Origin of the sequence: Streptomyces argenteolus, from assembly GCF_042902585.1 — a bacterium.
GTDB classification, from domain to species: Bacteria; Actinomycetota; Actinomycetes; order Streptomycetales; family Streptomycetaceae; genus Streptomyces; species Streptomyces argenteolus.
Genome location: NZ_JBIBEG010000001.1, coordinates 597,677 through 612,114, shown reverse-complemented (window position 1 = coordinate 612,114; position 14,438 = coordinate 597,677). Strand labels below are relative to the sequence as shown.

The window sequence follows — 14,438 nt, the reverse complement described above, 5'->3', positions numbered from 1 at the left end:
TGTTCTAGAGCTCTCCCTTCCGGGTGAGCTGGTTGAAGCAGAGCCATCCGGGCAGCACGGGCAGCCACAGCGTCATGACGCGGTACAGCAGCACCGCCGGAGCCGCGACCTCCTTCGGCAGGCCGACCGCGATCAGACCCAGGGTCAGCGCGCCCTCGACCGCGCCCATACCGCCCGGAGTCGGCGCGGCCGAGCCCAGGGCGTTGCCCGCGAGGAAGACGACCGCGATGCTCGCGTAGCTGAGCTGGGGGACGTCGGGGCCGCTGAACGCGCGGATCGACGCGTCCAGGCACAGCACGAACAGCCCGGTCAGGAGCAGCATCCCGCCGATGCCCGTGACCAGCTTCTGCGGACGCTGCACCACGTCGAGCATGCGCGGTACGACGCCGGCGAACAGCGACCGCACCCGGGTGACGACGAACTTGCGCAGGAACGGGATCGCGGTGACCACCAGCACGAGCACCGCGACGGTCAGCAGGCCCGCGATCACCGTCCTCGACGGGGTGAGGGAGTCCGGGGTCTTCTCCGTGCCGGTCAGGTAACCGAAAAGGGCGAGCAGCAGGATGTGACAGCCGAGGCCGAACAACTGGGACGCGCCGACGCTCGCGACGGCGAGCCCCGGGCGCACTCCGGCGCGTTGCAGGAAGCGCGTGTTCAGCGCCACACCGCCGACCGCGGCCGGTGCCACGATCTTCACGAAGGACCCGGCCACCTGGGCCAGCACGGTCTTCCTGAACGGCACCCGCTCGGGCACGAAGCCCAGCAGGCTCATGGCCGCGGCGACGTAGCTCAGGGCCGAGAAGCCCAGGGCCGCCGCCACCCAGCCCCACTCGGCCTGCTCCACGACCGTGCCGAAGTCGGCCTCGGTGACCTGCGAGATCAGGAAGTACGCGGCGATCGCGCCCGCGATGAAGCTGAAGAGTGTGCGCGGCTTGATGCGCTCCAGACGTACCGGCTCGACCGGCGCCTGCGGCCTGATCAGCAGCACCTGGCGGCGGATCTGGGCCAGCATGTCCTCCTCGCGGGCCTCTTCCAGGGCGTCGTCCATCGCCCGCTTCTCGGCCTGCTTCTCCGTACGGAGCGACTTGCGGGCGGCCTTGCGGTCGCCGCCGGAGTCGTGCTCCTCGGCCTTCGCCTGCTTCGCCGCCTGCGAGGCCTCCAGCACCGCCTCACGCTCGCGCTGCGAACGCTCCCGGGCGAGCCTGCGCAGCGTCGCCCGGGTGGAGCGGCTCAGCGCGATCGGCTGCAGCAGCGGCAGGCAGTCGGCGACGGCGTCGGGGCCGAGCACGGCGAGGGCCCCGGCCACGGCCCGTTCGGCACCCACGCGCAGGCCGGTGGTGGTGAGCAGCTGGGCGACGTCCATGCGCAGGATCAGGTCACCCGCGGCGATCTCTCCGCCGCGCAGATCCGTGACGAACACCGTGCCGGAACGATCCACCAGGATCGCGTCGCCCGTGAGCCTGCGGTGCGCGATGCGCCGCGACTGGAGTGCGCGCACCTGCCGCCAGGCGCCCCGCACCAGCTCGTCGGTGATCTCCTCGTCCTCCATGGCGTCCAGCGAACGCCCGCCGATGTGCTCGTACACGAGCATGACGGCGTCGGGCCCGAGCTCGGAGGTGGCGATCAGCTTGGGGGCGTTGGCCCCGGCGGCGATGGCCGCGTACGCCAGGAGAGCCTCCTGCTCCAGGGCCTGGCGCAGCGACTGGATCGAGCGGCGCTGGGTGATGCTGCGCAGGGTGAGCCTGCGCCACACCCGGTAGAAGAAGCCCTGGGCCTGCTGTTCCCGGTCGACGACCGTCACGTCCAGCGGCGGCCCGTCCTCCAGGGTGACCAGATAGCGGCGGCCACGGTCGCTCTGCTCGACGTTCTCGGGAGCGTCCTCGGTGCGCATCGCGGCGACCGGGCGGAAACCGACGTGCCGCAGTCCTGCCATCAGGTGCTGGCCGGTCGGACGTACGTTCGGTGAGCCGACGGTGTACAAGGTGCCGTACGCCACGGTCCAGCCGATCAGCACGGTGAGGACGATCGAGAACGGTGTCGTGTAGCCCCCGACGAGCATGGCGAAGGCGTCCAGGAGCAGCACCACCCACAGCACGACCCGCCAGCGGGGTCTGCGCGCCATCCCCACAGCCGTCATGTAGGCGATGACGGGTGCGAGATAGCCGTGCACGGGGTCGGTGAGCGCGTCCCCGGGCTGCGGCTGGGTCAACGCGTCCCTGATCGTGCCCGAGGCCGACCTGGCGACCCAGAGGTCGGTGGCCAGGGTGACCCCGTGGGCCAGCACGGCGGCGAGCACGCCGTCCGCGATCCGCAGCCCGTCGCGCTTCACCAGGCGCTCGATCGCGAAGGCGACCGGCACCAGGAGCACGGCGATGCTGGACACCAGACCGGCGAGCTTGATCAGCAGGTCGGGCGCCTGGTCGGTGCCCTTGGAGATGTCGTCCTCGAGGCCGGTGGTGGTGCCCTGGGCGAAGGCCGCGATGGAGAACAGCAGAGCGATCGCGAGGACGCCGACGAGGAGCCGCAGCAGGTCCGACGGGCGGTGCACCCGGGCGGGCAGCAGCGGCTCGTCGCCCGAGACGCGATCGGTCAGCGCGGCGTCGGCAGACGCGAGGGTCGAGCCCGCGAGGGGCTTGCCGTCCGGTTCGGGGGTCTCCCCCGCTCCGGGCGCGTCCGGACGCGGCTCGGCGTCAGAGGCGTCCGCCGCCTTCGGTGGCTGCACGCCCTGCTCCTTCGCCTCTGATGAATCTTCGTGGTCTCGTATCACCGGTCACCGCCCGCATGATGGTGGCACGGCCTGCGGACAGAGGGGGGCATCAGGGTGCACGGCACGGGCGCGATGCGCAACATACGCGGCTTCGCCCCGGCTTGCACGCTGTGTGACCAGGACGACACCGGGCACGCCCGGCTGTCGGTGGCGTACGGCAGGATGTGACGGATGAGCGAAGACCGGACGAGCGGTGGCCGGCCCGGTGCCGCACCCGCCACCCCCGTGACCGCCGAACTGCCCGTCTACGCGGAGCGGGTCCTGGACGTGGCCGACCTGATCCCCCCGGGCCGCGTCATGACCTACGGGGACGTCGCGGAGTGGCTCGGCGACGGCGGCCCGAGACAGGTCGGCCGGGTGATGGCGCTGTACGGATCCGCGGTGCCCTGGTGGCGTGTGGTGCGGTCCGACGGGGCGCTGCTGCCCGGCCACGAACTGCGGGCGCTGGACCACTACCGCGAGGAGGGCACCCCGCTGCGCGAGGCCGCGCGCGGTGCGGAAGGGCACCTTCCGCGCCTCGACATGAAGCGGGCCAGGTGGGACGGCGTGACCGGTGGTCCGGGCACGGGCGACAAAGCTCACATCTGACAGCTTCCGCCATCGTGCCCCGACGGGACAGGCGCCGGGCCGGTGAAGGGGAGGGACCGGGCGGCGGGGGCGCGCATGTGACGGGCGACGCGGCCCATCATCCGGTTTCCGCTCCGCCGCTGGCGTAGCGTCGTCCACACACGGCACGCTCCGCTCCTCATCCGTTTCCGTCACCATCGGGCCGTCGTCACGAGGCCGTCCCCGGCCTGCCGGTCACCACCGGCGGGCCGCCCCAGCAGACCGAGTACACCCACCAGGACCGGCGACCCACGTGAGCTCCTCCTCCACCACCCGGAACAGCCCGCACCGTCAGGCACGGCGGCGGGCTCCGGGCGCGTACCGGCTGGTGCGCACGCCGCCCGGGTCGGTGGAGCCCCCTCTCCTTGACGCACCGCAGCGCGCGGTGGTTGACCACCGGGACGGACCGCTGCTGGTGCTCGCGGGGCCGGGCACGGGCAAGACCACGACCCTGGTCGAGTCGGTCGCACGGCGCGTGGCCGACGGGACCGACCCGGCCCGCATCCTCGTCCTCACCTTCAGCCGCAAGGCGGCGGTCGAGCTGCGCGACCGGATGGCGGCGCGGCTCGGCGGCACCCGCGGGCCGCAGGCCACCACCTTCCACTCGTACTGCTACGCCCTGGTCCGCGCCCATCAGGACGCTGACCTGTTCGCCGATCCGCTGCGCCTGCTCTCCGGCCCCGAACAGGACGTCACCGTCCGCGAGCTCCTCGCCGGCCAGCTCGGCCTGGAGCGGGCCGGGCTGGCCCACGTCCGCTGGCCCGACGAGCTGCGGGCCTGCCTGACCACCCGCGGCTTCGCCGACGAGGTGCGGGCGGTGCTGGCGCGGAGCCGCGAGCTCGGCCTGGGCCCCGACGCGCTGGCCGCCTTCGCGCGCCGCACCGGGCGCCCCGACTGGGGCGCCGCCGCCCAGTTCCTCGCCGAGTACCTGGACGTCCTCGACGCCCAGGGCGTCCTGGACTACGCGGAACTCGTGCACCGGGCGGTCCTGCTGGCCGAGCGGCCCGAGGTCGCCGCCGTGCTGGCCCGGAGCTACGACGCGGTCCTGGTCGACGAGTACCAGGACACCGACCCCGCGCAGGTTCGGCTGCTGCACGCGCTGGCCGGGAACCCGGGGAGCGGAGCACCGGGCACCGGCGGCGGACGGACGCTCATCGCCTTCGGCGACCCCGACCAGTCGATCTACGCCTTCCGGGGCGCCGACGTGAACGGCATCCTCGACTTCCCCGACACCTTCCGCCGGGCCGACGGCGCACCCGCCCCGGTCGGTGTCCTCACCACCTCGCGCCGCTCGGGTGCGCGGCTGCTCGCCGCCACCCGGCTGCTCACCCGCCGGATGCCGCTCACGCGGCTGCCCTCGGACAAGGTCCGCGCCCATCGCGAGCTCGCCGCCGCGCGCGACGGCGGCCGGGTCGAGGCGTACACCTACCCGACGCCCTCCACCGAGCTGGAGAACATCGCCGATCTGCTCCGGCGCGCGCATCTGGAGGAGGGCGTGGCATGGAGGGACATGGCGGTCCTCGTGCGCGCCGGCGGCCGTTCGATCCCCGCCGTGCGCCGGGCGCTCACCTCGGCCGGCGTGCCCCTGGATGTGGACGGGGACGATCTCCCGCTGCGCCACGAGCCCGCCGTCGCCCCGCTGCTCACCGCCCTGCGAGCCGTCGCCACTGCGGCCCTGCGCCGTACCGCGCCCGAGCAGCGGCCGAACGGCCGGGGCGCGGAGGACGGCGGGGTGGCGGACGGCGGGGTGGCGGACGGCCACGGCCCGGTCGGCTCCGGGGACGGCGGGGTCGCGGACGGTTCGGCCGTCTCCGAGAGCGGCGGGGTGGCGGACGGTTCGGTCGCCTCCGAGAGCGGCGAGGTGGCGTACGGCCCGGTCGCGGAGGACGCGGGGGCGCCGGAGCGGATCGACACCGAGACCGCCCTCGCCCTCCTGAGCTCACCCCTCGGCTCCATGGACGCCGCCGATCTGCGCCGTCTCGGCCGGGCCCTGCGCGACGAGGAACGGGCCGCCGGGCAGCGGGTGCCCCCGCCCTCCGGTGAGCTGCTGGCCCAGGCACTCAGCGAGCCCGAGCGGCTCGTCACGCACGATCCGGCGTACGCCCGCGGAGCGCAGCGTCTCGGCGCGCTCCTGCGCAAGGCCCGTGAACTCCTGGAGGGCGGCGGCACCGCCGAGGAGGCCCTGTGGACCCTGTGGAACGGCACTCCCTGGCCCGGCCGGCTGGAGCGGGCCGCACTGCGCGGTGGCGCAGCCGGACGCAACGCCGACCGTGACCTCGACGCCGTGTGCGCCCTCTTCGAGACGGCCGCGCGGGCCGAGGAGCGCACCGGAGGACGCGGAGCACTCAACTTCCTGGAGGAGATCGACGCCCAGGACATCGCCGCCGACACCCTGTCCCGGCGTGCCGTGCGCCCCGACGCCGTACGCCTGATGACCGCGCACCGCTCCAAGGGGCTGGAATGGCGCCTGGTGGTCGTCGCCGGAGTCCAGGAGGGCCTGTGGCCCGACCTGCGCCGGCGCGGATCGCTCCTGGAGGCGGACCGGATCGGCCGCGACGGCCTCGCCGAACCGCTCACCCCGGGGGCTCTCCTCGCGGAGGAACGCCGGCTCTTCTACGTCGCGGCCACCCGCGCCCGTGAACGCCTGATCGTCACCGCGGTGAAGGCGCCGGCGGACGACGGCGACCAGCCGTCCCGCTTCCTCACCGAGCTCGGGGAGGAGCCCCGGGACGTCACCGGCCGTCCCCGCAGGCCGCTCGCGGTCGCCTCGCTCGTGGCCGAGCTCCGCGCCACGACCGTCGACCCGGCCGCCTCGGACGCGCTGCGCGACGCCGCCGCGCAGCGCCTCGCCCGGCTCGCCGCGCTCACCGACGACGAGGGCCAGCCCCTGGTCCCCGCGGCCCATCCGCACCGCTGGTGGGGGCTGAACGAACCGACCCGCTCCGAGGTGCCGCTGCGCGACCGGGACCGGCCCGTCGCGCTCTCCGGGAGCGCGCTCGACCAGCTCGCCCACACCTGCGCCCTCCAGTGGTTCCTGGGCCGCGAGGTGAAGGCCGACGCCCCGGCGACGGCCGCACAGGGCTTCGGCAACGTGGTCCACGTACTCGCCGACGAGGTGGCGTCCGGGCGGACCGCCGCCGACCTGGACGTCCTGATGGAGCGTCTGGACTCCGTCTGGGACGGTCTGGTCTTCGACGCCCCCTGGAAGTCGCAACAGGAGAAGGACACGGCACGCGCCGCCCTGGAACGCTTCCTGCGCTGGCACGTCATGGACCGCGCCGGGCGCACCCCTGTCGCCAGCGAGCACGACTTCGACGTCACCCTCGAAGCCGGCGAGTACGCCGTGCGCATCCGGGGCTCGATGGACCGGGTCGAGCAGGACACCGAGGGCCGGGCGTACGTCGTCGACTTCAAGACCGGCAAGGGGGCGCCGACCAAGGACGAGGTCGCCTCCCACCCCCAGCTCGCCGTGTACCAGCTGGCGGTCAGGGAGGGCGCCGTCGACGAGATCTTCGACGGCCGCCGTCCGGAGACCGGGGGAGCCGAGCTCGTCCAGCTGCGTCAGCCCGCACCGAAGAAGGAGGGCGGCGACGCCCTGCCCAAGGTGCAGTCCCAGGAACCCCTCTCCGGGGAATGGGTCTCCGACCTGCTGGCGACGGCGGCGGGACGGGTCCTTGACGAGCGCTTCACGCCCACGGCCGGCCAGCACTGCACCCATTGCGCGTTCCGGGCGTCGTGCAGCGCCCAGCCCGAGGGCGGTCAGATCATCGAATGAGCGCCCTGACGGATCCGAGGCCGGAGGGCGTTGTCGGTGCCTCCGGTTAGCCTCTCTGGAGTGTCCTCCCGCATCACCGATCCCGAGCAGCTCAAGGAGCTCCTCGGGATCCCCTTCACCCCGGAGCAGACGGCCTGCATCACCGCGCCGCCCGCCCCGCAGGTGATCGTGGCCGGAGCGGGCTCGGGGAAGACCACGGTGATGGCCGCCCGGGTGGTCTGGCTGGTGGGCACCGGCCAGGTCGCCCCGGAGCAGGTCCTCGGCCTGACCTTCACGAACAAGGCCGCCGGCGAGCTCGCCGAGCGGGTCCGCAGGGCCCTCGTCGCGGCTGGGGTCACCGATCCGCACGTCATCGACCCGGACGACCCGCCGGGCGAGCCGAGCATCTCCACCTACCACGCCTTCGCCGGCCGGCTCCTCACCGACCACGGGCTGCGGATCGGCCTCGAACCCACCACGCGCCTCCTCGCCGACGCCACGCGCTACCAGCTCGCCGCCCGGGTGCTGCGCGAGGCACCAGGCCCCTATCCCGCGCTGACCAGGTCCTTCCCCACCCTCGTCAGCGACCTGCTGGCCCTGGACGCCGAGCTCGCCGAACACCTCACCGGACCCGACCAGCTCGTCGCGTACGACACCGCCCTCCTCCGCACCCTGGAGACGGCCCGGCTGACCAACGCCGAGCTGCGCAAGATCCCCGAGACGGCCGAGGCCCGCCGCGAACTCCTCGGACTCACCCGGCGCTACCGCGAGGCCAAGCGCAGCCGCGACCTCCTCGACTTCGGTGACCAGATCGCCCTCTCCGCCGAGCTGGCCCTCACCCGGCCCGAGGTCGGCGCGATCCTCCGCGAGGAGTACCGGGTCGTCCTGCTCGACGAGTACCAGGACACCTCCGTGGCCCAGCGGCTGCTGCTGGCCGCGCTCTTCGGCGGGGGAGCGGAGGGCGGCACGGCGGGCCACGCCGTCACCGCGGTCGGCGACCCCTGCCAGGCGATCTACGGCTGGCGCGGCGCCTCCGTGGCCAACCTCGACGACTTCCCGCACCACTTCCCGCACGCCGACGGCACGCCCGCCACCCGCTACTCCCTCAGCGAGAACCGGCGCAGCGGGGGCCGGCTGCTCCACCTCGCCAACGGTCTCGCCGAGCCCCTGCGCGCCATGCACGAAGGGGTCGAGGCGCTGCGCCCCGCACCCGGGGCCGAGAGGGACGGCACGGTACGCTGCGCCCTCCTGCGCACGCACTCCGAGGAGATCGAGTGGCTCGGCGACTCGCTCGCCCACCTCGTGCGGACCGGAACACCGCCCGGGGAGATCGCCGTCCTGTGCAGGACCGCCGGCGACTTCCCCCGGATCCAGGCGGCGCTCGTCGCCCGGGACGTCCCCGTCGAGGTCGTCGGTCTGTCAGGACTGCTGCACCTGCCCGAGGTGGCCGACCTCGTCGCCGTGTGCGAGGTGCTCCAGGACCCCGGGGCCAACGCCTCACTCGTCCGTCTGCTCACCGGTCCGCGCTGGCGCATCGGCCCACGGGACCTGGCGCTCCTGGGGCGCCGCGCCCGCCTCCTGGTGCACCGCTCCTCGCCCGGCGACGACGGCACGGACCCGGACCGCCGCCTGGCCGAGGCCGTCGAGGGCATCGACCCCGCCGAGGTGATCTCGCTCGCCGACGCCCTCGACACGTTCCTGGAGGCCGGCGGGGCCGAGGACGACCAGCTGCCGTTCTCCGCCGAGGCCCGCGTCCGCTTCGCCCGTCTCGCCGCCGAACTGCGCGACCTGCGGCGCTCGCTGGCCGACCCCCTCATGGACGTCCTGCACCGGGTCCTCGCGACCACCGGCCTGGAGGTCGAACTCTCCGCGTCGCCGCACGCCCTGGCCGCACGCCGGCGCGAGACCCTGGGCAACTTCCTGGACGTCGCGGCCGGTTTCGCCGCGGTGGACGGGAACGCGACCCTGCTCGCCTTCCTCGGCTTCCTGCGCACCGCCGCGCAGTACGAGAAGGGCCTGGACAACGCCCTGCCCGGCGGCGAGAACACCGTGAAGGTCCTCACCGCGCACAAGTCCAAGGGACTGGAGTGGGACGTCGTCGCGGTGCCGGGGCTCGTCACTGGGCAGTTCCCCAGCACGCGGGCCCGGGAGGCGTGGACCTCACAGCCGCAGGTCCTGCCGCACGCGCTGCGCGGTGACGCTCCCACGCTGCCCTCCCTCGACGCCTTCGACGCCAAGGGCCTGAAGGCGTTCAAGGAGGAGATGAAGGAGCACCAGCACACGGAGGAACTCCGCCTCGGCTACGTCACCTTCACCCGCCCCCGCAGCCTGCTCCTCGGTTCAGGTCACTGGTGGGGCCCGACCCAGAAGAAGCCCCGGGGCCCCTCCGCCTTCCTGGACGCGCTGTACGGCCACTGTGCGGCCGGACACGGAGAGATCGAGGTCTGGGCCGACGAGCCTGAGGAGGACGAGGAGAACCCGGAGCTCCAGGAGAAGGGGGCCGAGCAGCCCTGGCCGCTCCCCCTGGACGACACCGCCATGGCCCGCCGCCGAGCGGCCCGGGACACGGTCCTGGCCCACCTGGAGGCGCTGGCGGCCACGCCTGTCGCCGACGCGTACGAGGAACCGGCGAAGACGCCCGGTCCGCCCTCGCACGACGAGCCGCTGTACGAGGACGAGCCTCCGTACGAGGAGGAGCCCCCCTTCGGGGACGAGCCTCCGTACGAGGAGGAACCGCCGCACGGCGACGAGCCTCCGTACGAGGAGGAGCGTGCGTACGGCGAGGAGCGGCCCTTCGAGGAGGCCGGCCCTCCGTACGAGTACCTGGAGGGCCGGGGCCGACGGCGGTTCCCGGGCCCCGGCGCCGTCCCGCCCGCCCAGGGGCCGTCCACCGGACCCGCTCCCGCCGAACCGCAGGCGCCCCCTGCCCCTCCCGCGCCGCATGTGCCGGCAGCCCGCGCCCCCGTGGACGCGGGTCTCACCCCGGAGGAGTCCCGGACCCTCGCCTCCTGGGACCGCGATCTCGACGCCCTCGCCGGTGAGCTGCGCCGTGCCCGCGCCGCCGTGCGGGACGTCGTCGTGCCGGCCACGCTCTCCGCCACCCAGCTGCTGCACCTCGCCGACGACCCGGAGGGCTTCGCGCGGGAGCTCGCCCGCCCCATGCCCCGGCCCCCGCAGCCCGCCGCACGGCGGGGTACCCGCTTCCACGCCTGGGTGGAGTCCCGGTTCGAGGAACTGCCCCTGCCGATGCTCGGCCCGGACGAACTCCCCGGGGGCGACGAGAGCGACGCGGAGATCGCCGACGAACGCGACCTCGCCGAACTCAAGGAGGCCTTCGAGCGCACCGCGTACGCCCGGCGCACTCCGTACCGCGTCGAGACGCCGTTCCAGATCGCTCTCGCCGGCAGGGTGATCCGGGGCAGGATCGACGCGGTGTACCGGACGGGTGACACCTACGAGATCGTCGACTGGAAGACCACCCGGCACCGCACGGCCGATCCGCTGCAGCTCGCCGTCTACCGCCTGGCATGGGCCGAGCTGCACGGCCTGCCCCTGGACGCGGTGACCGCGACCTTCCTGTACGTACGTACGGGGGAGACCGTCCGTCCCGCCGGGCTGCCGGGAAGGGAGGAGCTGGAGAGGCTCCTGCTGGACGAGCCACCTCCGTGAGGCCGATAGGCTCATAAGCATGAGCAACACCCCGGACAGCGTCGTCCGCACGTACACGGAGCAGCACCGCACGGCCTTTCTCGACGACCTCGCCGCGTGGCTGCGCATCCCGTCCGTGTCCGCTCAGCCGGAGCACGACGAGGACGTACGGCGCAGTGCCGAATGGCTGTCCGCCAAGCTGTCCGGGACGGGCTTCCCGGTCACCGAGATCTGGGAGACGCCCGGAGCCCCGGCGGTCTTCGCCGAGTGGCCGTCGGACGATCCCGAGGCACCCGTCGTCCTCGTCTACGGCCACCACGACGTGCAGCCGGCGGCCCGTGAGGACGGGTGGAGCACCGACCCGTTCGAACCGGTGATCCGCGACGGCAGGATGTACGGCCGGGGCGCCGCCGACGACAAGGGCCAGGTGTTCTTCCACACACTCGGTGTCCGCGCCCACCTCGCCGCCACGGGCCGCAGCGCCCCCGCCGTGCACCTCAAGCTCCTCGTCGAGGGCGAGGAGGAGTCCGGCTCCCCCCACTTCCGCGCGCTGGCCGAGGAGCGAGCCGGCCGCCTCGCCGCGGACGTCGTGATCGTCTCCGACACCGGCATGTGGGACGAGAACACCCCGACCGTCTGCACCGGCATGCGCGGCCTGGCCGAGTGCGAGATCGAGCTCCACGGGCCCGCCCAGGACGTCCACTCCGGGTCCTTCGGCGGAGCCGTCCCGAACCCGGCGACCGCGCTCGCGCGGTTGGTCGCCGCCCTCCACGACCCGGACGGCAGGGTCGCCGTCCCCGGCTTCTACGACGGGGTCACCGAACTCACCGAGACGGAGCGGGCGCTCTTCGCGGAACTGCCCTTCGACGAGGCGACCTGGCTGCGTACGGCCGCCTCGCAGGCCACCGCGGGCGAGGCCGGCTACTCCACCCTGGAACGCGTCTGGGCCCGCCCCACCGCCGAGGTCAACGGCATCGGCGGCGGCTACCAGGGTGCGGGCAGCAAGACGGTCATCCCCGCGTCCGCCCTGGTGAAACTGAGCTTCCGGCTCGTCGCGGGCCAGGATCCGGCACACGTCCAGGAAGCGGTACGCGCCTGGGCCGAAGCCCGGATCCCGGCCGGCGTCCGCCACCGGATCACCTTCAGCCCGGCCACCCGCCCCTGTCTGACGCCGCTGGACCACCCCGCTCTGCAGGCGGTGGCCCGCGCCATGGGACGTGCCTTCGGGACGAAGATCCTCTTCACCCGTGAGGGAGGCTCGGGTCCGGCCGCCGACCTTCAGGACGTGCTCGGGGCCCCTGTCCTCTTCCTCGGCATCTCCGTACCGTCCGACGGCTGGCACGGACCCGACGAGAAGGTCGAACTGGACCTTCTCCTCAAGGGCGTGGAGACCACCGCCCATCTGTGGGGCGAGCTGGCCACCGCCCTCCGCTGAATCTCTGAACGCCCGATCCACCCCCGGGGGAGTAGGAAGCACCTGTGAGCACCTTCGACAACGCCACCGCAGACCGTCCGATCGGTCTCACCGCGCCCAGCGGTATCGACCGCGCGGCGCACCACCGGCTCGACGAGGCCTGGCTCGCCGCTGCCTGGAGCCACCCGACGACCAGGGTCTTCGTCGTCTCCGGAGGCCAGGCCCTCATCGACGACACCCCCGACGGCGGCACCGAGCTCGTCATGACGCCCTCCTTCGAGGCGCCGCTCACCGAGACCCACCGTTACTTCCTGGGCACGGACGCGGACGGCGTGCGGTACTTCGCCCTCCAGAAGGACTCCCTGCCGGGGCGCATGGACCAGTCGGCGCGCGCGGCCGGTCTGCGCGAGGCGGGCCTGCTCCTCGGCCCCCGCGACGCCGGCCTCCTGGTGCACGCCGTCGCCCTGGAGAACTGGCAGCGGCTGCACCGCTTCTGCTCGCGCTGCGGCGAGCGCACCGTCATCGCCGCAGCCGGTCACATCCGCCGCTGCCAGGCCTGCGGGGCGGAGCACTACCCCCGGACCGACCCCGCGGTGATCATGCTCGTCACCGACGACCAGGACCGCGCGCTGCTGGGCCGCCAGGTGCACTGGCCCGAGGGGCGCTTCTCGACGCTCGCCGGCTTCGTCGAGCCCGGGGAGTCGATCGAGCAGTCCGTGGCGCGCGAGGTCTTCGAGGAGGCGGGGGTGACCGTCGGCGAGGTCGAGTACGTCGCCAGCCAGCCCTGGCCGTTCCCCTCCAGCCTGATGCTCGGCTTCATGGCCCGGGCCGCGTCCTCGGAGATCACCGTGGACGGCGAGGAGATCGAGGAGGCCCGCTGGTTCTCCCGAGAGGAGCTGACGAAGGCCTTCGAGTCGGGCGAGGTGCTCCCCCCGTTCGGCGTCTCCATCGCCGCTCGCCTGATCGAGCTCTGGTACGGCAAGCCGCTCCCCAGGCCGGGCGCCACTGCCTGAGGGAACCACCCGGCCACGGCGGCGAGGGGGGTCCCGGGCGGGATCGGCTTTCCTCGTCTCCCCGCGGCGCCCGCCGACCTCAACGCAGGTCGAGCAGCATCACGTCGTGGAGTTCCGCGCTCCCGCCCCCGGGACGGGCCTCGCCGATCTTGCGGTAGCCCCACGCCCGGTAGGCGCGGGACGCCGCCGCGCTGCCCGGATGGACGTTCAGCAGCACCCGCTCCGCTGCGATACCGGCGAGCAGTGTCTCGTGCAGCCGCCGCGCGACGCCCCGGCCGCGCCATGCCCGGCGCACGGCGAGTTCCATGAGCCCGAAGGTGCGCCGCCCGTCCTCGCGCCGCACGTCCTCGGGCACGGGCTCGGTGAGTTCGTCCCACCAGACCGTGTCGGCGGTGAGCGTGTGGCCGTACGCCATACCCACCGGCTCGCCGGTCCCGGTACGCGCCGAGGCCGCGCGGAAGGTACGTCTGCGCACCTGGGCGGGGAAGCGGCGGAAGGCCGAGGAGACATCGTCCTCGGTCTCTCCGTAGGGAGGCTCGGCGAACGCTTCGGCATAGATCAGCCGGAACCCGTCCTCGGCGCGTGCTGCTGCCGATCCGGCCAGGAGTTCCGTCGTGACGGCGCCCTGCCCTGTCATGTGCGCCCCCTCGGGAGGCCCGCGCAGCAACTGCCGTGTCCGCCTCGGTGCCGCCGTGCCGACCGTCCGCCTGAGCCGTCCGCGTCCGGATCCTGTCCACCGGCGGGCCGGAGGCGGGCGGCGTGTGCCTTCCCCGGCCGGATACGCGGAACCCCTGGCCGGCTCAGCGCCGGCCAGGGGTTCCGCGCACCGCAAGGATGCGGCGGCACGCGTGGCGTGCGGTCTCAGACGCCGAGCGCCTGCTTGACCTGGGCGAGGCTGGGGTTGGTCATCACGACCTCGGCGCCACCGCCGGAGGGAACCACCTGAACCGTGGGAACCGTCTGGTTTCCGCCATTCGCCTTCTCGACGAACGCCGCCGAAGCCGGGTCCAGCTCGATGTTGACCTCGGTGTACGCGATGCCCTCGCGGTCCATCTGGCCCTTGAGCCGGCGGCAGTAGCCGCACCATGTGGTGCTGTACATCGTCACAGTGCCCGCCATGTCGTCGGTGCTCCCTCTTGTCTCGTACGTCTCATCGCGAAGGCGGGACCGTACGCTCACGCACCTTCCCGCACTGGGCCAACGCGCGTGGAGCTGCCGCCATTCCCGGCCGCCCCT

General features: G+C 73.6%; 8 protein-coding genes. 5 read left to right on the top strand and 3 right to left on the bottom strand.

Annotation, left to right across the window (positions count from 1 at the left end):
* Positions 1–4 precede the first annotated feature (4 nt).
* A complete protein-coding gene (locus tag ACFY8O_RS02685) occupies positions 5–2,722 on the bottom strand; it encodes a lysylphosphatidylglycerol synthase domain-containing protein (RefSeq protein ID WP_387898134.1) in 2,718 nt (905 codons plus the stop codon).
* 216 nt (positions 2,723–2,938) lie between these two features.
* On the opposite strand from ACFY8O_RS02685, the gene ACFY8O_RS02680 reads away from it, so the two are divergent.
* From ACFY8O_RS02680 to nudC, 5 genes are all read left to right on the top strand, one after another.
* Positions 2,939–3,355: an MGMT family protein gene (locus ACFY8O_RS02680; protein ID WP_387898131.1), complete on the top strand. Its 417-nt coding sequence runs from the start codon at positions 2,939–2,941 to the stop codon at positions 3,353–3,355.
* Positions 3,356–3,626: 271 nt separating this feature from the next.
* A complete protein-coding gene (locus ACFY8O_RS02675; protein WP_387898128.1) occupies positions 3,627–7,148 on the top strand; it encodes an ATP-dependent helicase in 3,522 nt (1,173 codons plus the stop codon).
* A gap of 60 nt (positions 7,149–7,208) precedes the next feature.
* Positions 7,209–10,796: a UvrD-helicase domain-containing protein gene (locus ACFY8O_RS02670; RefSeq protein WP_387898127.1), complete on the top strand. Its 3,588-nt coding sequence runs from the start codon at positions 7,209–7,211 to the stop codon at positions 10,794–10,796.
* 19 nt (positions 10,797–10,815) lie between these two features.
* Positions 10,816–12,210: a dipeptidase gene (locus tag ACFY8O_RS02665; RefSeq protein WP_387898124.1), complete on the top strand. Its 1,395-nt coding sequence runs from the start codon at positions 10,816–10,818 to the stop codon at positions 12,208–12,210.
* A 44-nt stretch (positions 12,211–12,254) separates the two neighbouring features.
* Positions 12,255–13,202, top strand: a complete 948-nt coding sequence (nudC, locus tag ACFY8O_RS02660) for an NAD(+) diphosphatase (protein WP_145803396.1) — start codon at positions 12,255–12,257, stop codon at positions 13,200–13,202.
* 79 nt (positions 13,203–13,281) lie between these two features.
* Here the strand turns inward: nudC and ACFY8O_RS02655 are convergent, their stop codons facing one another.
* Together ACFY8O_RS02655 and ACFY8O_RS02650 are read right to left on the bottom strand one after the other, a co-directional pair.
* Positions 13,282–13,839, bottom strand: coding sequence for a GNAT family N-acetyltransferase (locus tag ACFY8O_RS02655; protein ID WP_387898122.1), 558 nt, complete (start codon positions 13,837–13,839; stop codon positions 13,282–13,284).
* Positions 13,840–14,063: 224 nt separating this feature from the next.
* A complete protein-coding gene (locus ACFY8O_RS02650; protein WP_145803392.1) occupies positions 14,064–14,321 on the bottom strand; it encodes a glutaredoxin domain-containing protein in 258 nt (85 codons plus the stop codon).
* Between the last annotated feature and the right edge of the window lie 117 nt (positions 14,322–14,438).

Excerpts from the sequence above, each read along its gene's own strand:
- ACFY8O_RS02680 (WP_387898131.1), top strand. The coding sequence starts at position 2,939 with ATGAGCGAAGACCGGACGAGCGGTGGCCGGCCCGGTGCCGCACCCGCC.
- ACFY8O_RS02665 (WP_387898124.1), top strand. The coding sequence starts at position 10,816 with ATGAGCAACACCCCGGACAGCGTCGTCCGCACGTACACGGAGCAGCAC.
- ACFY8O_RS02655 (WP_387898122.1), bottom strand. The coding sequence starts at position 13,839 with ATGACAGGGCAGGGCGCCGTCACGACGGAACTCCTGGCCGGATCGGCA.
- ACFY8O_RS02650 (WP_145803392.1), bottom strand. The coding sequence starts at position 14,321 with ATGGCGGGCACTGTGACGATGTACAGCACCACATGGTGCGGCTACTGC.